Here is a 19,029-nt window from a genome sequence, read left to right on the forward strand (position 1 = left end):
TATGCTGTCACAGTCGATGTGCTCTCTCACCCTTTTGCCCCTCTCCCTCCCCCAAAGGTACGAGTTCCCGGATGCCCTCTGCTTCTGCCGCCCCGGTTGCCATCATGTGGTTTCGCAATGACCTGCGTCTTGCCGATAATCCGGCATTGAATGCCAGCATAAAATGGGCACAGCAAAATAACGGCATCGTACTTCCGGTCTTTATCCTTGACCCGGTGATTGATGCCCAACTGGGCGGGGCGACGCGCTGGTGGCTGGAAAAAAGTCTGGCACGACTTGATGAAAGCCTTGCCAAGGCAGCGGGGGGAAAATCCCCCTGTCTGAGGATTTTCAAATCGGACGCACGGGACGTTTTCAATCAGTTACAGTCTGATCACAAAATCGGCGCGCTTTTCTGGAACCGGCTTTATGACAAGGCATCCATCGCGCGCGATACCGATATCAAGTCAGCACTTCGCGACGACAATATCGACTGCGACAGCTTTAACGGCCAGTTGCTCTATGAGCCATGGGAAGTCAAAACCGGTGCCGGGACCGACTTCAAGGTTTTCAGCCCGTTCTGGCGGGCGTGCCTGAAACTGCCACCCCCGGCAGAACCGAAAAAAGCCCCGGAAAAGATCCCGCTTGGCAATCTGAAACTGGCCAATGAAACGGACATTGCCGGGCTTGATCTGTCGCCCAAGCCGTTTGACTGGGCCACGGGCTTTGCCGACCGATTCACGCCTGGCGAACAGGGTGCGATGGATCAGCTTTACGGTTTCATCGATGACCGGTTGATTGATTATGCGGACTTGCGCGACCGGCCCGATCATCGGGTGACATCGGAACTTTCCCCGCATCTGCGCTTTGGCGAGATCAGCCCGCGGCAGGTGTGGCACGCAGCAAACCATTATGCCGACGCCCATTCCGGCCAAGGCAAAACCGCATCAAAATTCATGGCCGAACTGGGCTGGCGGGAATTTGCCCATCATGTCCTGTTCCATGCCAAGGATCTGAAATCCGTGCCGCTTCAGGGCCAGTTCACAGAATTCCCATGGGTCGATGATCCAAAGGCGCTTGAACGCTGGCAACGCGGGCAGACCGGTTTTCCGATTGTCGATGCCGGGATGCGGGAACTTTGGCATACAGGCTATATGCATAACCGGGTGCGGATGATTGTCGGATCGGTACTGGTCAAACACCTTCTGATCCACTGGCACGAAGGACTGGCGTGGTTTGATGACACGCTTGTTGATGCCTGCCCGGCCAACAATCCGTTTTCATGGCAATGGATTGGGGGATGTGGTGCCGATGCCGCCCCCTATTTCCGGATTTTCAATCCGGTCCTGCAAGGCGAGAAATTCGATCCGGATGGAAGTTACGTCCGGCAATGGGTGCCGGAACTTGCCGACATGCCCGACCAGTATATCCACAAACCGTGGGACGCATCCCCCTTGATCCTGAAAGCCGCTGGGGTGGATTTGGGCGATACCTATCCCAAACCCCTGATCGGGATCAAGGAAGGCCGTGAACGCGCGCTGGCGGCCTATCAGGATATGAAACGCGCGGTAGCTTAGGCTGCACTTACCGCGCCTTGCGCAAATACCAGATCAGGTTATCCATCGTGTTTGGCAGCAGGGTGCCACTCGAACAGATTGCAGCTTCGACAAAACTGTCCCGATAACCTTTGCTTTTGGCATTATCAAGCTTGAGGATTGCGGTTCCGACCGCGCAACGGTTCTGCTCCTTGTCTTTGCCAAAGGCAACGAAGCCCTCTGCCCCGTTTGGATGGCCGGGTTTGCCGACGATGGTGTAATCGGAAACCAAAGGCCGCCATCGTTCTTCAAATGCGGGACGGGTATGGATGAATTTCTTCAGTCCGGATGGCATGTCGTCCGTCGCCCAATAGGCTATTCTTACCTGCCCCTTGCCGCCATCAAGTTCCCAATTGTAATGGGCGGCTGCCGTTTCGAAGAACCCGTCCCTTGGCAGATCCCGAACAGAGGTCACCGACATTCCCGACGCTTCGGCGATATTGAACTGTTCCTGATAGACAACGTCGCTTTCGGCCGGAAACTCGTTACTGGTCACGCATGTCGACAAAGCCAGGATCAGCGGCAAAAGGAGTAGATGATGCAAGACCAACATTAGTCCCAATGCAGATCCCCAATCTGTCTACTTCCAGAACAGCTTCTGCTTTTCGAATTTCTTCCATGCCTGATCAAGTCCCTGCAGGCGATGATCGGCGCGTGCGCCGAACCAGCCGGAAATCAGGCCAATGGCGACCATACCATCTTTGGAAAGTTGCGGTTTCAATGCCATTAGCCGCGCTTCGGCCACCGCAACGTCGTTCAGCCAGCCAAGGATTTCCTGAAGGGTTGCCAGTTCCTTGCGAAACTTCTTTGCCGGTTTCCCGTCATAAACCTCGCCAAAGAAATCACTGCCATATCGCATCTGTTTGACATCCAGACGCAGGGCATGGAGTTGCGGGACGGTCAGGCTGCCAACATCGCTGCCACGCTTGGTCAGGCGTTTATAGGCGCGGCTCAGCAAGGGTTCGGCAAGCTTGGTGACGGAGGCCGACATTGCCTTCATCTGGCTGGCATCCGCCCCCGATGCCCAGCGCGAATAGCTTGACCATGCGCCAAGCAGCAGCAGGAGTTGCTGATACTCGAAACTTTCAAGCATTTCGCGTGCGGTCACCAAGGCAGCCTCGCGCTGTTTGGCTGCCGCCTTGCGCAAATCGGTAATCCCCGGATGATCGGGAAAGCGTTCTTCGACCATTGGCAGGGTTTCATTGAGGAAAACATCCCAGTCGCGCAGGCCATCAAGCGCCTTGGTGCACTGTTTCAGCAGGCGCCGGATCAGAACGCCCTCTCCCTGCGGCAGGTTTTTCTTGAACAGGTTGAATGCCACGCGCAGGCGCCGCATGCCCACCCGCATCTGATGACAGCCTTCGATATGAAGGTCTTCACGCACGCAGACCTCGTTCCCAAGGATCATGCGAAGCCCCTGCGCCAAGACCGCCCGAAACGCGGTTTCGGCCGACATATCGGCAACAAGCCCGCCGGGGGCCGCCTTGTAAAAGCCTGGCACCTCGTTCAGATAAAGCGCCCGCCCGCGCGATGCCTTGGACCGCAGGCTCAGGAACAGGGGCACGGTGCGTTGCAGTTCAAGTGCCAGGTCAAACAGGGCGGCAGGATGGCCTTCCTTCAGCTCCAGCTCGACCTCGGACAGGGGGGATTCCTTTTCCGCGGTGCGCACCACGCCCTGATCGATTGCCAGTTCCATGATCGCGTCGCGATAGGTCAGATCAACTGCACTGCGTTTCAGGTCGGTTTCAAAAATCCGGTCGATCTTCTTCTTTTTGACATGCCTGTCGAGCAAGCCCACCACGTCTTCGTCGGTGAATTTATCCAGATCAAGAACACCGTCGGGCAGTTCGACATTCCATTCATGACGTTCGGGCAGTGCTTCGCGCATGCCGTTCGATGCCTTGACGGTCTGCTCCCACCCCTTGGTGCCCTTTTTGCGGACACGCAGCGCCAATCCCTTGCGGGCCAGCGAAAGTTTGGGCGTGTCATGATAGATGGACACAAGATGGGTGGTCAGAAGGCGACGGCCTTCCTTGACCTCGCGCAGGACGGGTGCCTGTTTCAAACGCGATACGTGCTTCGGATCGATGCGGAGTTTCAGTTCGATCTCGATCTGCTTTTCGGCCATCAGGGTCCCCCGGATGTTCTTGTTATTGCAGCGCAGAACACGCTGTCTGCCATAACGTCATAGCCCGAATTGTGTTTCAGCAGTTTGAAACCAGCCGCCGGACGTCATGGTAACGGGATGTAAAATTTCCGCAACATTCCTGACATAACCATATCTTTTCAAGCATTAAAGTTGCGGCTGATATCTTGCGCGCACGGTTGTTTTCATTTGAAACCTGAACCGCAGCGATACGTTCGTTTGATCATAAAAAGTATGAGGAATGGTCGAATCCCGTCGACGAATCGCAAATTTGTCGAGGGTGAAATGTTGCCGTTGCCTGCGATTCCCTCCCCTTTTCTGACGGCATATAAAGTTTTTCAAAAAGTTCTTGATTTGTTCTTTTGTTTGTGGCATAAAGATAAAATCAACGGGAGAAATGCACCCGGACAGAAACCCGCAAGGCCTTGTGCCTCGCGGGTTTTTGCGTTTGGGGACGGATCAAAGAGGGGGTCAGGATGCAGCAGCAAGGATTGAGGCGGGGCGGCGGGGTAGTTCGCAGGACATGGATCGGCGGATGGCGGAGCCATTACGGCGGCATTCCGCGTTAGTTCTAACACGCTTTTAATATGCTTGTTTGTCATGACGGGAGAGGTGCGTCTTGTCGGGGAAAGGACCCCGGATTTGCCGGAGAGTGGCAGCGATGGCCGCAGCGGCAGCAGTGGCAGCAACGGGTTGTGGCGCGTCGGCGGTGGACAGGTTGGGGGCAGTACGCCCGAAAACCGTCTGGTGGTGAAGATGGCAGATGCCCGAGGTGTGTCTGGACGTCGGAATGGCAAGTTGCCGCCGTGGCCGGAGCAGGCAACGAGCCGATGGGCCGCCTGCTGGCGAGGTAGGCTGAAGCTCGTGGTTTGTCTGGACGCCGGGGAGGCAGGTTTTCGCCGTGGCCAGAAGTGATCGGAGCGGGTCGGAAGCCCGAAGGCGGAACGGATGCGGTGCGATATCGGTGCGTCGTTCCTGTTACCCGTCAGCCAAACTTTCCGCCGTGATTGCAGGCGTCCTCAGTCGGCAAGTCCCTGAAACGTGAACGGTTTTTCTTCTTCGAAGGACGGGGCGGCATCCCCGGCATAGACATTGCGCTGATCCGGCCCGAGGTCGAGCTTTTTCACCGTGCCGGTTTCCGCACTGAAATCGATATTCTTGAGATCGACCCAGAAGGTGTTCGGGGTCAGGGCGGATTCAAAGAAATACAGCATTCGCTTGTGATCGGCGACCGTGCGCCAGCGGGTGGAGGAAATGTTGGGTTCGTTTGGCGTTGAAATGCCAAACGGGACCGAGACATTACGGATGACGCTGAACACGCTGGCAAGGGCAACGACCGGGTCCTCGTCCCTGGGGATTGCGTTGATATAGAACGCGGCACGGGCAAACCGGTCGGCGGAGCGGTTGGTGCCGGGCAGCATCACGGTTCCGCCGACCTGCTTCCAATAGGCATTCTGCGCAAGCTGATGTTCGAAAATCGGCGAGTTTGTCATGACCTGATAATCGCGGTCATGATGGATGACCTGTTTGCCGTCGATATATTCGATAATCGCGCTGTCGCCCGTGGCATCCGAGATCGAAAGATGCAGGGTCGCAAGCCGGTTTTCGCCCGGCATCTGGTCGGTGACGACCACAAAGGGTTCCCTGGAAAGTGCCGCAACCGCATCAGACACCGTCGCAAAATTATCGAGCACATATTGCGCCCAGGCCGCAATCGAAAGACCCGGCTTTGTCCCGTCATAGGGCGGATATTCGGACTCGACCAGCCAAAGCACATTGGCCGACAATCCGGCTTCGTTCAGACCATCGGTCGTTGCGATGTCGTAAGCGCTGGCGATGACGCTGCCATATCTGGAGACCCATTTGACGGAATTTGGCCCGACTTCCCCGCCCCGTTCCATACCCCGCGGGAAAATCCACAGATTGGTGGCAATATCGGATTTCCAGTCCATGGAGCGCGCGGTGATCACATCGTTATCCGCCCCGTGATAGACGGCCCGCGTGCAAGCCTCGGCAACGGGAAGAAGGACGGCTGTGGACATCAGTCCCGAGACAATCATCATCGTTGCAATGCGTGTCCGTCGGTCCATCGGGTTCTTCCTTTGCGCAATCCGATTTCATCCTGCCTGATCGCGATTATGTCGGGCATGGCAACCAACCGCAACCATTGCGAAAGTGTGGATGGATAAAATTCAATTTCACTGGAATTGCAGGCACAAAAAAACCCGGCCAATGGCCGGGTCATTTTGGGCTACCTAAAGATGGTGCCCGGGGGCGGATTCGAACCACCGACACGCGGATTTTCAGTCCACTGCTCTACCAACTGAGCTACCCGGGCATTCTGTAGGCGTCTCCGTTTCCGGAGCGTTCCCTGCGGAACGAGCGGGGTTATACAAACTCCTTTGGGGCTTGTCCAGCCTCAAATCGCATTTTTTTTATGCGTGAAAATCTTCTTCATCTTCAAGGTCTTCAAGATACTCCGGCGGCTCGGTCACCGGGACGGCATAGCTTTCGTTCAGCCATTTGCCAAGGTCGAGATCGGCACAGCGTTTCGAACAGAACGGCTTGTATTTTTCCACCACCGGCTTGCCGCACATGGCACAGCCCGAGCCTGCTGTTTTAACTGTGTTTTTTTCAACCATTTCAGAGTTTCTCCAGCCTGTAGTCTGCGCGCGACAGGGTTTCATCGGCGGCCAGTTCCGGCGCCATCCCCATCGCACGTTCAAGAATTTGTTGCCCAGTGCCCCCCGGCGCAAGGGTATCAATCATTTCCGGGGAGACATGAAGCCGATACCGCCCCGCCTGCCCGGCCCGCAAATCACGAGTCACGGAACGCAGAATGGCATTCAATGCCGCCGCCCGCGTTGGCACGGGATCGGGTCGCGATGCGTGCATCAGTTCGGCAAGGGCAATCCCGCCGCGCTGCCGGGTCAGTTCAAACAGGCCCAGCCGTGTGAAGCCGCCAAACTGGACGGCACCGCTCATTTCCGGGCCAAAGGCATCGCGAAGGGCGGTTTCGAACCGGTCGCGCGATGCCTTGCCCGCCATGCGAAGCGGATCAATCACCACCAGACCGCCGATATTGCGCAATTGCAATTGCCGGACGATTTCAGACGCCGCACGCAGATTGACCTGTTCGGCACGCCGTCCCTGATCATGATCGGCATCCGATCCGCCTGCATTGACATCAATCGCACAAAGTGCGGTCGTCTGTTCAACCGCGATCCAGCCACCGCCCGGAAGCGGCACACGCGGTTGCAGCGCGGCTGCGATGTCGTCTTCGATATCCTGATCATCAAACAGCAGGCGCGCACCGTCATGGCGCACCAGATGCGCATCATCGAAACCACGCGCCCGCAACAATCCGCGCAGACGGACAAATTCATCCGCCCCATCAACAATGCACTCGCCGCCCGCCATCACATGGCGTTCGATCAACTGATCGGCATCCGATAATGCCTTGAACACCAGAACCGGTTTTACCGCCGATGCCAGGGCGTTTCGGGCCTGTGTCCAGACGGCGCGAAGCTGCTTAAGCTCGCCCGTCAGGGCAGCGTCATCCCAGTCGATTGCCAGACTGCGCAGCGTGATGCTTTCCTCGCGCGCGACAAGTCCCTTGAACAGGGCCGACAATGATGCACGGCGGTCTTCGTCCTTGAGCCTGCGGGGGAGTTCTATTAATCCGCCGCCTTTTTGCTCGTTCGGACGCAGGATCATGCCGAGCCCCTCGATCGCGATGCGACCGGTCAGCTTCGGGCCCTTATCCTCGAACCCAAGGCGGGAAATCTGCACGATGACCCACTGGCCTTCGTGAAGCGGGCCATCCACACGATCAAACGGCAGCAAGCCATCGGCAACGCCGTCAAGGGCGACCATGGCAGCGGCCATTTCGGGAAGAATTTTGGAAACACGGCCCAGATGAATGTCAAAGCGCGCCGGGCCACCACGATCAATCCACAGACGCGACAGCCGATCATTGCCTATCAGGGCAATGCGCCGTTCACATGCGACGGCATCAATCAGCAGGCGGTCCGTTTCTGTTCCGCCAGCCACCATGATCACGCCCCCTGCCGGAAGCCAAGACCGCGCAGCATGCCATCAACCTCGCACAGCGAAAGGCCAACGACATTGGAATAAGACCCGGTGATGCTTTTAACGAAGGTTGCGGCATATCCCTGAATGGCATAGGCGCCGGCCTTTCCCTGCCATTCGTTATGGGACAGGTAGCGCGCAAGATCGTCTTCGCCAAGACGGCGGAAAATCACCTGTGTTTCGATCACGCGTGCGCGGGCAGTACCATCGGGCGCAATCACGCACAGACCACCATAAACACGATGACGACGGCCAGACAGCAGTGTCAGGAATTTACGCGCCTCTGCCGTATCGGATGCCTTGCCAAGTGCGCGACGGCCGCAGGCGACAACCGTATCGGCGGCAAGAACAAAGCCGCCCGCGTGGTCGGCGGCAACCGCACGCGCCTTTTCCTCGGCCAGGCGGAGTGCCAGCCGACGCGGACTTTCGTCGTCATGCGGGGTTTCGTCGATATCGGCAGGGACAACCTGATCCGGCACAATTCCGATCTGCGCCAGCAGCTCAAGACGCCGCGGCGATGCAGAGGCCAAAATCAGTTTCGACAAGTCGCGGCTCCCCACAGACATCCAAAGCCAAACCAGAAGGGTTGTAGACACAGCAAAACGCAACCATGCGCGCAAACCTAAACTGCGCGCCCGGCAACGTCAATTTTTGCGGTATTACAGGTTCCGGATTACTTGAAACGGAAGGTAATACGACCCTTGGTCAGGTCATAAGGCGTCATTTCGACGCTGACGCGGTCACCAGCAAGAACACGAATACGGTTCTTGCGCATCTTGCCCGAGGTATGAGCAAGAATTTCGTGATCATTGTCCAGCTTCACGCGAAACATCGCATTGGGCAGAAGTTCGACAACAGTGCCCTGAAACTCGATAACGTCTTCTTTAGCCATGAGAACTCCTAGCTTTCGTATTGCAATATCAATTACCGGTGGCCCGCAAACTGCTCCGAACGCGCCAAAAGGTCAAGCCCTTTCACACAAGGCACAAAGCGGCCCAGCACTGCATTTCGGGCATGCCGTGCGCATGACCACCGAACATCGCAAACCTTTGCCGGGAAATCATGTTGTTGCGCGTGGTCTATCGCCTTTATGGTTTAGGGTCAGGACCTGGAGCCGCCACATGAAGGACCGCATGACCATGACCGCCAAACACCCCTATCCCGTCGCCCCGCCCCATATCAGGATCGCCACCGCACAGGATGTTGACGATATCCATGCCATGCTGTTTGAAATTGCGCGTGCGACCGGGTGCGAGGACAAGTTCAAAAGCAAACCCGAAGACCTGGCGCGTGACGGGTTTGGCCACCGCCCCGCGTTCGAGGCGCTGATTGCACATGACGGTGACGTACCGGTTGGGCTGTGCCTTTATTTTCCGAGCTATTCGACATTTCGCGGCAAGGCCGGGATTTACATTCAGGACCTGTTTGTCGCCCCGGAATATCGTGGCGGCGGTTTTGCCCGGCACCTGATCGCAAAGGTTGCCGAACGGGCCCGTTCACAAGGCGGGCACTATATCCGCCTGTCGGTCGATGCCGGAAACATCATCGGGCAGCGTTTCTATGCCCGCATCGGGATGCGGCATGCCCATGATGAACGTATTCATGTGCTGGACGGGGATGCGTTTGACGCGCTGATCGACGGTTAGATTAGACCTTGGGTGCCGGGCCAACCGGGAACCGTTCAAGAATGCGTTTTTTGATCTGGTCGCGGACCTGACGGTAGGCTTCAAGGCGGACTTCGCGCGAACCTTCGACAATTGTGGCGTCGAAGGTGTTCCAGAATTCCACATCACAGGCCATGGTGCGGGTCATTTCGACCGCCCTGTGCTGGGCTTCGGGTGACAGGGTGATGATCAGATCGAAAAACCCGTCTTCCAGTTCGTCAAAGGTTTTGGATTTATAGGTCGAGATATCCAGCCCGATTTCTTCCATGACCGCGACGGCAAAGCCATCAAGATCACCGGCGCGCAAGCCGCAGCTTTCAACATAGACCTTTGTTCCGTGATAATGGCGCATGATTGCAGCCGCCATCACGGATCTTACAGCGTTGAAGCTACAGGCAAAAAGAACCGAACCGGGAAGTTCTTCTGCCACCGTGCCTTAACCCCGGATATGAAGGACGCAGATCAGGGTAAACAGGCGACGCGCGGTGTTTTCATCAATCGTCACCTTTTCGGACAGCAGTTCGCGAAGCTGTTCCGATCCTTCGTTATGCAGGCCGCGGCGCGCCATATCGATGGTTTCGATCTGGGACGCCGTCGCCTTTTTGATCGCGTCGTAATAGCTTTCGCAGATCATGAAGTAATCCTTCACGATCCGGCGGAACGGGGTTAACGGCACGACAATGGTGGTCAGGTTTTCGGTATCGTCATCGCCGCGCACATCCATATAGATGCGGTTGTCCTCGATGCGCATGTGAACCGAATATGGGCCTTCGAAGCCGCCTTTTGGCGCGAAATGGTTGTCTTCCAGAAGGTCATAGATGGCCACCGCCTGCTCATGCTCGACCTCGGGGCGGCGACGCACCTTGTATTTCTCGTCGAGATAGATACCGGCAATGCATTGGTTGTCTGCAATTTCTGCCATCTTAGTCTCCCTGCGATCCCTCGGCGCTGCACTGCAACAGCTTACATGCGGTTGGACCGGATCGCCACAGAAAGTCCGTGTGCCTGCAAACCTTCGCTTTCGGCCAGTGCAATCGCCGCCGGGCCGATTTTGGCCAGACTTTCAGGCGTGCATTTGATCAATGACGACCGCTTGATGAAATCAAGCACGCCCAGACCCGACGAGAAACGCGCCGAACGGGCGGTTGGCAGAACATGGTTTGGCCCGGCAACATAATCGCCAATCGCCTCGGGCGTGTAACGGCCCAGGAAAATGGCACCGGCATGATGAATGTCTTCGGCAAGTGCGTCCGGGTCATCAACAGCCAGTTCAAGATGTTCCGGTGCAATCCGGTCAACCAGGGCCGGAGCCTGCGTCAGATTTTCGACCAATACAATTGCACCAAAGTCGCGCCAGCTTGCCCCGGCGATTTCGGCACGCGGCAGTTTTTCAAGATGCGCATCAATGGCTTCCTGCACGCGATCGGCAAAATCCGCATCGTCGGTGATCAGGATCGACTGTGCGACCGGATCATGTTCGGCCTGCGACAGCAGATCAGCCGCGACCCAGCTTGGGTCATTGCTGCCATCGGCAACCACAAGGATTTCCGACGGGCCGGCAATCATGTCAATCCCGACCTGCCCGAAAACGCGGCGCTTTGCCGCGGCGACAAAGGCATTGCCCGGACCAACGATCTTGTCGACCGGCTTGATGGTTTCCGTGCCATAGGCAAGGGCGGCAATCGCCTGCGCCCCGCCGATACGGTAAATTTCATCAACACCGGCAATCCGTGCCGCGGCCAGAACCAGCGGGTTCATTTTATTGTCCGGGGTGGGTACGACCATCACCAGACGTTCGACACCGGCAACCTTGGCCGGAATGGCATTCATCAGGACGGATGACGGATAGGATGCCAGACCACCGGGCACATAAAGACCGGCCGCCGATACCGGACGCCAGCGCCAGCCGAGTTCGACCCCGGTTGCATCGGTATAACGTTCATCAGACGGCATTTGCCGATCGTGGTAGGAACGAATGCGTTCTGCGGCCAGTTCAAGCGACTTCAGGAGATCAGCATCGATTGCGGCAATCGCGGCATCGACTTCGCCCTTTGTCACAACCATGCCGGCGGCATCAATATTCAGGCGATCAAACTTGTTGGTGTAATCACATACCGCGATATCACCGCGTTTGCGGACATCGGCAATGATATTGGCAACCGCGGCATCCACATCGGCATCCGATTCCCGCTTCATGCCAAGCAGTTTGACAAAGCCGTCTTCGAAATCGGCATCGGTGATCGAAAGTTTAATCGGCATTGCGCACCTCGGAAAAACGGTCGATCCAGGGCTGAACATCGGTCGGGCGGGTTTTAAGTGCGGCCCGATTGACGATCAGACGCGAGGTGACATCGGCAATATGTTCGATTTCGCGAAGCCCGTTGGCCTTTAGCGTGTTGCCGGTCGACACAAGGTCAACGATACGACGGCACAGGCCAAGGGTTGGTGCCAGTTCCATCGCCCCGTTCAGCTTGATGCATTCGGCCTGCACACCGCGGGCGGCAAAATGATTGCGGGTGACATTCGGGTATTTGGTCGCGACACGGACATGCGACCAGCGCGACGGATCATCGCCATCGATCATTTCTTCGGGCTCGGCCACGGCAAGGCGGCAATGGCCGATATCGAGATCAAGCGGTGCATAAATCTCGGAATAATCGAATTCCATCAGGACATCATTGCCGCAGACCCCGATATGGGCCGCCCCAAAGGCAACGAAGGTGGCGACATCGAAGCTGCGCACACGGATGATATCGATATGCGGATGATTGGTGGCGAAACGCAGGGCCCGGGATTTCGGATCGTCAAATGCGGCTTCCGGTTCGATACCGGCCGCGCGCACCAGCGGCATTACCTCGTCTAGAATGCGCCCCTTTGGCAGGGCCAGCACCAGCTTTTCGTCACTCATCAATCAGTCGCCTTACGCGTTTGTCTGTCGTCCCGGCCCCAAGGCCAATGATCCCCGCAATTTAAGCAGGAACACGGACACGTTCGATCTGCGCCCCGCAGGCGCCAAGTTTTTCTTCCAGCCGTTCATAACCGCGGTCCAGATGATAGACACGGTTAATAATCGTCTCGCCCTCGGCTGCCAAGCCTGCAAGTACCATGGATACCGATGCACGCAGATCGGTCGCCATGACTTCGGCACCCGACAGTTTGGCACTGCCGCGCACAATCGCGGATCGGCCATGCACGTTGACATCAGCGCCCATGCGGCTCAGTTCCGGAACATGCATGAAACGGTTTTCAAAAATCGTTTCGGTGATCATGGATGCCCCATTGGCCACGGCCATCAGCGCCATGAATTGCGCCTGCATATCAGTCGGGAAGCCCGGATAGGGTTCGGTCATGACATCAACGCCCTTAAGGGCGGCGCGATTGCCGCGCACGATCATGCCATCCCCGGTTTCCTCGATCTCGACGCCGGCCTTGCGCATGGACACGATCAGGCTTTCGATCAGTTCGGCCCTGGTGCCGACCAGCTCGATCTCGCCACCCGTAATGGCGGCGGCAATCGCATAGGTCCCGGTTTCGATACGATCGGGCACCACGGAATATTCCGCCCCGTGCAGGCGCGGCTTGCCGGTGACTTTGAGCGTATCGGTGCCGATACCTTCAATTTCGGCCCCCATCGCGACAAGGCAATGGGCCAGATCGGTGACTTCGGGTTCGCGCGCGGCATTGGCGATTGTCACCACACCATCGGCAAGGGATGCCGCCATCAGGGCGTTTTCGGTCGCGCCAACCGATACCTGCGGGAACAGGACATGCCCGCCTTTAAGCCCTTCGGGGGCGCGGGCTTCGATATAGCCCTCGGTCAGGTGGATTTCGGCACCCATGGCTTCAAGCGCCTTCAGATGCAGGTCAACCGGACGGTTGCCAATCGCACAGCCACCAGGCAGCGACACACGCGCCACACCGCAACGTGCGACCAGCGGCCCCAGCACCAGAACCGATGCCCGCATTTTGCGGACCAGATCATAAGGTGCGGTTGTCGATGCGATTTCCTTGGCGGTCATTTCCAGAACCCGACCGGTATGGCCGCCATTGGGCGCATGGCCGTTCAGATGCAACGCGACACCATGCTGTGCCAGCAGATTGGCCATCGATGTGATATCGGCCAGATGCGGCAGGTTGGAAAGGGTCAGCGTTTCATCGGTCAGAAGGGCTGCTGCCATCAACGGAAGGGCCGCGTTCTTGGCACCGCCAATTGCAATTTTGCCCTGCAACCGGCGGCCGCCGGAAATCTTGATCTTGTCCATTCAATCCTCGTATGCCCATGCCGGTTGCGGCATGGCGGTTACTCGTGTCTTTGGCGATGCCACCTTTATGGCATTGCCTTTATCACAGGCGCGGCAGCGTGACACCTTTTTGGCCCATATATTTTCCTGCGCGATCCGCATAGGAGGTATCGCATTCGCTTTCGGCTTTCAGGAAAATGAACTGGCAGGCCCCTTCATTGGCGTAAATGCGCGCCGGAAGCGGCGTGGTATTGGAAAATTCAAGGGTCACGTGCCCTTCCCATTCCGGTTCCAGCGGCGTGACATTGACGATAATGCCGCACCGCGCATAGGTCGACTTGCCAAGGCAGATCACCAGCGTGTCGCGCGGAATGCGGAAATATTCGACCGTACGCGCCAGCGCGAAACTGTTGGGCGGGATCACGCAGACATCGGTCTGGCGATTGACGAACCCTGCATCGGAAAATTCCTTGGGATCGACAATGGCCGAGTCGACATTGGTGAAAATCTTGAATTCGTCGGCAACCCGGGCGTCATAGCCATAGGAACTGACCCCATAGGAAATGACACCATCACGTTTGAAACCGTCGACAAACGGTTCGATCATGCCTTTTTCCTGCGCCATCTGGCGTATCCAGTGATCCGGTCTTACCGACATATCGCCACCCCTGTTGTGCAAATTGGCATTCTGCCATTGGTTTTACCCGCGCGGGGCACACAAGATCAACCGGGCGATGCGGGCAACCGGGCCAAATTGGCATTTTTCTTGAAACGGGGCTGCGAAACCGGTGGGATGTGGACTAATCCTTGTTCGAACCGCTGCCCTGTTCGTCGGCATCGGTATTTTGATCAACCGTCTTGCGCGAACGCTGCTGCTGTTTTCGGCGCGCCAGATTGGCACGCAGGGCTTCGGCCTCGCGCTTTTTACGCTCTTCATTGGTCGCGGGATATTGCTTGCTTTGCTGTGCTGTCATCTTGCCAATACGTTTCTGGTTCCAAAGGTCCGGCTTTTATAGAATATTCCGAGGCAGAATGCAGCCTTGACCAACAAAATTGCACCATCCGCGCAAGATCAAAAATCTTCGCATAATTCGGGCTTGACCAATTGCCAGCCAGTGGCCTATAACCCGCCCGCACCGCAAGGGCTCGATGCTGCTGTAGCTCAGGGGTAGAGCACTCCCTTGGTAAGGGAGAGGCCGGGAGTTCAAATCTCCCCAGCAGCACCATTGCCCGACGATCAGCCTTTTCAAGGGCTGCTGTAGCTCAGGGGTAGAGCACTCCCTTGGTAAGGGAGAGGCCGGGAGTTCAAATCTCCCCAGCAGCACCATTCTCAGCCAAACATTCCTGCCGGGTTCGAGCGACGCGCACATTGACTGCGCGATGGCGCTTTTTGCCGTCCAAGATGCAATTTCTGCCTATTCCTTTGATGCGGAAGGCTATCTTTTGCATAGCAATTGATCCGATCCCCCTCTTCGAATGGCAACTTTTGCGTGTAAATCCCGGCATATTAATTGCTTGGATTGTTTCCTCAATTGCCATGGGGAATGCATCATGACCATCCTGACAAACACATATAACGCCAGCTCGGCAAACGCGGCCTATGCGTCTTCGACGCAATCTTCGAAGGGGTCACATCCGACCTTTAGCGAGGAAATGTATTCCGATCCGGAAATGCGCCCTTATCTCGAACAATATTACGAGAAAGCCTATGCCCCGATGCGCGAACGCATCGCCGCGATGCGCGAGGACGGATATACGCCCAGAACCATCCAGACCGAAGACGGTGGTGTCGCAAAGGAAATTTCGGCGGATCAATATGAAGCCATGATACCGGATTTCGACAAATGGCTTGAAGGTCAGAAAACCATCATTCCGGGGCTTCGTGACTCTGTCGACATCTTCCGCGAAAGTGCGCAAAAGCATGTTGATTATCTGGAAAAACATCATCCGGACAGTCAATCGGACGTCCGGGCCGTATTTTCCAACGGTGATCAGATTCTGGGATACCTGTATGAAAACGGGGGAATGGTAACGCACGATAGAGGCAGCCATCTGCGGACATATAGCGATCAGGCAGACAAGCTGGGTTTGAGAGGCCAGGCGCGTGTTGATTACATCGCCGATGCCGTATCGCGCGATTATTCCAGTATCGATGTTTCGCGCTATGACGACCAGAACGCACCGACACGGCGTGAATTTTCAGAACGCTGGTATCCTGATCACGATGTAGACCAGGGATACCAAGCCAACCTGCAAGAGGCACGATCACAGCTTGCGGCGGCGGAAGAACGCTATCGCCAGCAGCAAAGCAACATCACCGAGATGCATGGCTATCTTCTTGGCCTGATGGAAAAGGAACAGCAGGCCTGAGCGGACCGAGTGCGTTATCCGTAAAAGGACCTGTACCATTCGACGAAACGACCGATGCCGGTTTCAATCGAGGTTTCCGGCTTGAAGCCGACGGCATCGGTCAGAGCATCGACATCGGCATAAGTCGCCGGAACATCGCCCGCCTGCATCGGCAGCATGTTTTTCTCGGCGGTTTTGCCAAGTGCCTTTTCAAGGGTTCCGATCATATGCATCAGCTCGACCGGGCTGTTGTTGCCAATATTGAACACCCGATACGGGGCAGAACTGGTTGCCGGATCCGGCTTGGCCGGGTTCCAGTCGGGATTTGGTGCCGCGATGGTTGAAATGCAGCGATAAACACCTTCGACGATATCATCGATATAGGTAAAATCGCGGCGCATTTTACCTTCGTTGAAGACGTCAATCGGGCGGCCTTCCAGAATGGCTTTGGTAAACAGGAACAGCGCCATATCCGGACGCCCCCATGGGCCATACACGGTAAAGAAGCGAAGGCCCGTGGTAGGCAAGCGATACAGATGGCTATAGGTATGGGCCATCAGTTCATTGGCTTTTTTTGACGCCGCATACAGGCTGATCGGGTGATCGACATTGTGATGTACCGAAAACGGCATTTCGGTATTCATTCCGTAAACCGAACTGCTTGACGCATAGACAAGATGCTTCACGCCATTATGGCGGCAGCCTTCAAGGATATTGGTGAAGCCGACAAGGTTGGCATCAATATAGGCGTGCGGATTTTCAAGCGAGTAACGCACACCGGCCTGGGCCGCGAGGTTGACGACATAGGTTGGCTTCTCGGTCGCGAACAGATCTGCAATGCCGTCGCGATCTTCGAGGTTCATGCGGACAAACCTGAATCCGTTGCGCCCTTCAAGCCGTCCAAGGCGCGCTTCTTTAAGCGACACGTCATAGTAATCGTTGACGTTATCCAGACCGATCACCGTACTACCCTGATCCAGCAGTTTCTGGCAAAGATGCGATCCGATAAAACCGGCAGCCCCGGTTACCAGAACCTTTTCATTCGCGGGAATGACAAAGTCGGACATCACGATCAGTTTTCCTGTCTTGGAAGGTTGCTGCCATAGAATATCGGCGCACTAAAAGCACAGGCATTCCTGTAACAGGACAGGCTTTGCCGTGCAAGACAGCATGCTTCGGCTCAGACATCACAGGCGACCTCAGAGACACCAGACGAGACTCCCGGTAATTTTCCTGCTATCCTTAAGTATCGAGTTCGCATCACCATGGAAAACCGTTTCGATCCGATGATTACGACCGGTCAAGCCATAACCAACCCGGCCAGCGGCGGATTGGGCATCGTCCTGAATGTCAGGGAGATTGCACAAACCGCTGATGGCAGCGTTTTGGCCGAATATGACGCGATCGAAGTCAGACGGGGTCAGGAAGCCGGTCTGTCAAATGGACCTTATGGCATTGGTGGCGAAGCGGCGGGTAGCGGACTTCGCACACGCATCGTTGATCCCAGAACCCTGACCGAAGCGCAGGCCGTTGCCAATGGTGTGAGCCGAAGTGAATATCGCGAGGCCCTTGAAGCAAGTGATCAGCAGGCCGAAAGCAGCAATGCGGGATCAAAAAACCCTGCTGATCTGAATGCAGCCGAAAAAGCCGATATTGCACGATTGCAGGCACGTGATTCTGCCGTGAAGCAGGAAGAGAAAGCGCATGCCGCAGCGGCCGGGCAATATGGCTCTGCCCCGCAATATGAATATCAGATCGGGCCGGACGGAAAGGCATACGCCATTGGCGGGCACGTTGATGTCTCGGTAAATATTTCGGGTAGCGCAGAAGACAAGGAACGCGCCTTGGCAACGCTTCAGAATGCAGCCCTTGCCCCGAATGCTCCATCAGGGGCTGACATGGCCGCCTTCCGGCAGGCAAGCCTGCATCGTGCAACAACCAGTAGCGATGAACAAAATCCGATCCCCGGCTATGGACAACCAAAAAACGACGCGAACGACATTTTTTCGATTTATGCCTGATCTCTAAAGCAAGAGACTTCAAAATTCAGCCGGTTTCACTATGCAACACGCGATAAACATTTTATTATTTCCTGACAAATACTATCCTCACGGATAGCATCACCCCCTGAAATCCATCCTGCAGTTTGACAGGACATCAGAATTATTTAATGCTGCGCTCGCGTCCGGGGGGACGCGAAATTTGGAAGATGACAACTTTGCGCGATTCCGTATCACTTGGGTTCGGAGCGCGATACCGGTACCGCCTTTTGCGGGAGACGGCTAAAAACGGGTACGGCACAATAACATGAACATCCTGCTAGCGGACGACCACGACCTCGTCAGAGACGGGATCACATCCTTTCTGAAAACGGCAGCCCCGGAAGTCGAAATTGCACAGGCAAAGGATTTTGCCGAGGCACTTTCCATCGTTGATGGCGACACGCCGGTCGAACTGACGATCCTTGATCTCAACATGCCGGGCATGAACGGCCTTTCGGGGTTAACCGTGATGCGCCAGAAGCATCCGGAAATTCCGGTTGTCATCCTGTCGGGCTCGGTCAAACGCAGTGATGTGCTCAATGCACTTGAACATGGCGCGTCGGGTTATCTGCCCAAAACGCTGTCTGGCAAATCGCTGATCAATGCGCTTCGCCTGATCCTGTCGGGCGAGAAATACATTCCGTCAGCATTGCTCGAAGATGATGGCAGCAATAGCCGCCCGGGTGAGATTGATCTGGACGGTCTGGCACCGGACAACCCCCTGCGTCAGCTTACCAACCGTGAACGCGAAGTCCTGGCGCTGCTAACCAAGGGTCTGTCGAACAAGGAAATCGCCAAGCAGCTTACGGTGCGCGAAATCACGGTCAAGGTTCACCTGACCGGTATTTTCAAAAAGCTCGGTGCAGCCAACCGCACGCAGGCAGTGAAAATTGCCATGCAGCTTGGCTGGGAAGCTTGATC

The 19,029-nt window shown here is 56.3% G+C and carries 20 protein-coding genes and 3 tRNA genes; 7 read left to right on the forward strand and 16 right to left on the reverse strand.

From position 1 onward, the window contains the following. Positions 1–71: 71 nt before the first annotated feature. Positions 72–1,556: a deoxyribodipyrimidine photo-lyase gene (locus R1T41_RS02710; protein ID WP_317339796.1), complete on the forward strand. Its 1,485-nt coding sequence runs from the start codon at positions 72–74 to the stop codon at positions 1,554–1,556. Positions 1,557–1,563: 7 nt separating this feature from the next. Here the strand turns inward: R1T41_RS02710 and R1T41_RS02715 are convergent, their stop codons facing one another. The 8 genes from R1T41_RS02715 to infA all read right to left on the reverse strand — a co-directional run bounded on the left by R1T41_RS02715 (position 1,564) and on the right by infA (position 8,704). After that, complete coding sequence (locus R1T41_RS02715; RefSeq protein WP_297009419.1) at positions 1,564–2,118, reverse strand: hypothetical protein; 555 nt, start codon at positions 2,116–2,118, stop codon at positions 1,564–1,566. Between the two features lie 36 nt (positions 2,119–2,154). Further along, positions 2,155–3,702: a CYTH and CHAD domain-containing protein gene (locus R1T41_RS02720; RefSeq protein ID WP_317339799.1), complete on the reverse strand. Its 1,548-nt coding sequence runs from the start codon at positions 3,700–3,702 to the stop codon at positions 2,155–2,157. Positions 3,703–4,739: 1,037 nt separating this feature from the next. Further along, entirely contained in the window at positions 4,740–5,810 is a 1,071-nt protein-coding gene (locus R1T41_RS02725) for a linear amide C-N hydrolase (protein WP_317339801.1), read from the reverse strand. A 172-nt stretch (positions 5,811–5,982) separates the two neighbouring features. Then, positions 5,983–6,058, reverse strand: a tRNA-Phe gene (locus tag R1T41_RS02730). 97 nt (positions 6,059–6,155) lie between these two features. Continuing rightward, on the reverse strand, positions 6,156–6,362 hold the full coding sequence (locus R1T41_RS02735) for a DNA gyrase inhibitor YacG (protein WP_062953319.1): 207 nt from the start codon (positions 6,360–6,362) through the stop codon (positions 6,156–6,158). Between the two features lies 1 nt (position 6,363). Further along, complete coding sequence (locus R1T41_RS02740; protein ID WP_317339804.1) at positions 6,364–7,776, reverse strand: ribonuclease E/G; 1,413 nt, start codon at positions 7,774–7,776, stop codon at positions 6,364–6,366. A gap of 2 nt (positions 7,777–7,778) precedes the next feature. Then, positions 7,779–8,357, reverse strand: coding sequence for a nucleoside triphosphate pyrophosphatase (locus tag R1T41_RS02745; RefSeq protein WP_317339807.1), 579 nt, complete (start codon positions 8,355–8,357; stop codon positions 7,779–7,781). Positions 8,358–8,485: 128 nt separating this feature from the next. Beyond that, entirely contained in the window at positions 8,486–8,704 is a 219-nt protein-coding gene (gene infA / locus R1T41_RS02750) for a translation initiation factor IF-1 (protein WP_007092059.1), read from the reverse strand. 229 nt (positions 8,705–8,933) lie between these two features. Between infA and R1T41_RS02755 the strand changes: the two genes are divergently transcribed. Then, complete coding sequence (locus tag R1T41_RS02755; RefSeq protein WP_247794468.1) at positions 8,934–9,458, forward strand: GNAT family N-acetyltransferase; 525 nt, start codon at positions 8,934–8,936, stop codon at positions 9,456–9,458. Position 9,459: 1 nt separating this feature from the next. Here the strand turns inward: R1T41_RS02755 and R1T41_RS02760 are convergent, their stop codons facing one another. The 7 genes from R1T41_RS02760 to R1T41_RS02790 all read right to left on the reverse strand — a co-directional run bounded on the left by R1T41_RS02760 (position 9,460) and on the right by R1T41_RS02790 (position 14,691). Further along, positions 9,460–9,906, reverse strand: a complete 447-nt coding sequence (locus R1T41_RS02760) for an arsenate reductase ArsC (protein ID WP_062953316.1) — start codon at positions 9,904–9,906, stop codon at positions 9,460–9,462. Between the two features lie 6 nt (positions 9,907–9,912). Further along, on the reverse strand, positions 9,913–10,389 hold the full coding sequence (locus R1T41_RS02765; protein ID WP_317341560.1) for a UPF0262 family protein: 477 nt from the start codon (positions 10,387–10,389) through the stop codon (positions 9,913–9,915). 50 nt (positions 10,390–10,439) lie between these two features. Continuing rightward, positions 10,440–11,735 (reverse strand): histidinol dehydrogenase, encoded by a 1,296-nt coding sequence (hisD, locus tag R1T41_RS02770; protein ID WP_317339816.1) that lies wholly within the window; start codon positions 11,733–11,735, stop codon positions 10,440–10,442. Beyond that, positions 11,725–12,384 (reverse strand): ATP phosphoribosyltransferase, encoded by a 660-nt coding sequence (hisG, locus tag R1T41_RS02775; protein WP_007092064.1) that lies wholly within the window; start codon positions 12,382–12,384, stop codon positions 11,725–11,727. Before hisG ends, hisD begins: the two co-directional genes overlap by 11 nt. A 61-nt stretch (positions 12,385–12,445) precedes the next feature. Then, a complete protein-coding gene (gene murA, locus R1T41_RS02780) occupies positions 12,446–13,738 on the reverse strand; it encodes a UDP-N-acetylglucosamine 1-carboxyvinyltransferase (RefSeq protein WP_062958408.1) in 1,293 nt (430 codons plus the stop codon). An 82-nt stretch (positions 13,739–13,820) separates the two neighbouring features. Next, positions 13,821–14,375, reverse strand: coding sequence for a dCTP deaminase (dcd, locus tag R1T41_RS02785; RefSeq protein WP_037989813.1), 555 nt, complete (start codon positions 14,373–14,375; stop codon positions 13,821–13,823). A gap of 142 nt (positions 14,376–14,517) precedes the next feature. Beyond that, positions 14,518–14,691 (reverse strand): hypothetical protein, encoded by a 174-nt coding sequence (locus R1T41_RS02790; RefSeq protein WP_317339818.1) that lies wholly within the window; start codon positions 14,689–14,691, stop codon positions 14,518–14,520. 177 nt (positions 14,692–14,868) lie between these two features. Here R1T41_RS02790 and R1T41_RS02795 point away from each other — a divergent pair. From R1T41_RS02795 to R1T41_RS02805, 3 genes are all read left to right on the forward strand, one after another. Further along, a tRNA-Thr gene (locus tag R1T41_RS02795) sits at positions 14,869–14,943 on the forward strand. A gap of 26 nt (positions 14,944–14,969) precedes the next feature. Next, positions 14,970–15,044: transfer RNA gene (locus tag R1T41_RS02800), tRNA-Thr, on the forward strand. Positions 15,045–15,268: 224 nt separating this feature from the next. Next, positions 15,269–16,087 (forward strand): hypothetical protein, encoded by an 819-nt coding sequence (locus tag R1T41_RS02805; RefSeq protein WP_317339820.1) that lies wholly within the window; start codon positions 15,269–15,271, stop codon positions 16,085–16,087. Between the two features lie 14 nt (positions 16,088–16,101). On the opposite strand, the gene R1T41_RS02810 is transcribed toward R1T41_RS02805, so the two are convergent. Then, positions 16,102–17,133 carry an NAD-dependent epimerase gene (locus tag R1T41_RS02810; RefSeq protein ID WP_317339822.1) on the reverse strand — a complete coding sequence of 344 codons (1,032 nt, stop codon included), beginning with the start codon at positions 17,131–17,133 and terminating at the stop codon, positions 16,102–16,104. 198 nt (positions 17,134–17,331) lie between these two features. Here R1T41_RS02810 and R1T41_RS02815 point away from each other — a divergent pair, with 198 nt between their 5' ends. Continuing rightward, the gene (locus R1T41_RS02815; RefSeq protein WP_317339824.1) at positions 17,332–18,087 is read left to right on the forward strand and encodes a putative metalloprotease CJM1_0395 family protein; all 756 of its coding nucleotides are present in this window, start codon (positions 17,332–17,334) and stop codon (positions 18,085–18,087) included. Between the two features lie 286 nt (positions 18,088–18,373). Further along, positions 18,374–19,027 carry a response regulator gene (locus R1T41_RS02820; RefSeq protein WP_062953309.1) on the forward strand — a complete coding sequence of 218 codons (654 nt, stop codon included), beginning with the start codon at positions 18,374–18,376 and terminating at the stop codon, positions 19,025–19,027. Positions 19,028–19,029 lie beyond the last annotated feature (2 nt).

The sequence above is a fragment of the Thalassospira lucentensis genome (assembly GCF_032921865.1).
Taxonomy (GTDB): domain Bacteria; phylum Pseudomonadota; class Alphaproteobacteria; order Rhodospirillales; family Thalassospiraceae; genus Thalassospira; species Thalassospira lucentensis_A.

Coding starts and splice junctions, on each gene's coding strand:
- R1T41_RS02710 (WP_317339796.1), top strand. CDS start 72: ATGCCCTCTGCTTCTGCCGCCCCGGTTGCCATCATGTGGTTTCGCAAT.
- R1T41_RS02720 (WP_317339799.1), bottom strand. CDS start 3,702: ATGGCCGAAAAGCAGATCGAGATCGAACTGAAACTCCGCATCGATCCG.
- R1T41_RS02725 (WP_317339801.1), bottom strand. CDS start 5,810: ATGGACCGACGGACACGCATTGCAACGATGATGATTGTCTCGGGACTG.
- R1T41_RS02735 (WP_062953319.1), bottom strand. CDS start 6,362: ATGGTTGAAAAAAACACAGTTAAAACAGCAGGCTCGGGCTGTGCCATG.
- R1T41_RS02740 (WP_317339804.1), bottom strand. CDS start 7,776: ATGGTGGCTGGCGGAACAGAAACGGACCGCCTGCTGATTGATGCCGTC.
- infA (WP_007092059.1), bottom strand. CDS start 8,704: ATGGCTAAAGAAGACGTTATCGAGTTTCAGGGCACTGTTGTCGAACTT.
- R1T41_RS02755 (WP_247794468.1), top strand. CDS start 8,934: ATGAAGGACCGCATGACCATGACCGCCAAACACCCCTATCCCGTCGCC.
- hisD (WP_317339816.1), bottom strand. CDS start 11,735: ATGCCGATTAAACTTTCGATCACCGATGCCGATTTCGAAGACGGCTTT.
- hisG (WP_007092064.1), bottom strand. CDS start 12,384: ATGAGTGACGAAAAGCTGGTGCTGGCCCTGCCAAAGGGGCGCATTCTA.
- murA (WP_062958408.1), bottom strand. CDS start 13,738: ATGGACAAGATCAAGATTTCCGGCGGCCGCCGGTTGCAGGGCAAAATT.
- dcd (WP_037989813.1), bottom strand. CDS start 14,375: ATGTCGGTAAGACCGGATCACTGGATACGCCAGATGGCGCAGGAAAAA.
- R1T41_RS02790 (WP_317339818.1), bottom strand. CDS start 14,691: ATGACAGCACAGCAAAGCAAGCAATATCCCGCGACCAATGAAGAGCGT.
- R1T41_RS02805 (WP_317339820.1), top strand. CDS start 15,269: ATGACCATCCTGACAAACACATATAACGCCAGCTCGGCAAACGCGGCC.
- R1T41_RS02810 (WP_317339822.1), bottom strand. CDS start 17,133: ATGTCCGACTTTGTCATTCCCGCGAATGAAAAGGTTCTGGTAACCGGG.
- R1T41_RS02815 (WP_317339824.1), top strand. CDS start 17,332: ATGGAAAACCGTTTCGATCCGATGATTACGACCGGTCAAGCCATAACC.
- R1T41_RS02820 (WP_062953309.1), top strand. CDS start 18,374: ATGAACATCCTGCTAGCGGACGACCACGACCTCGTCAGAGACGGGATC.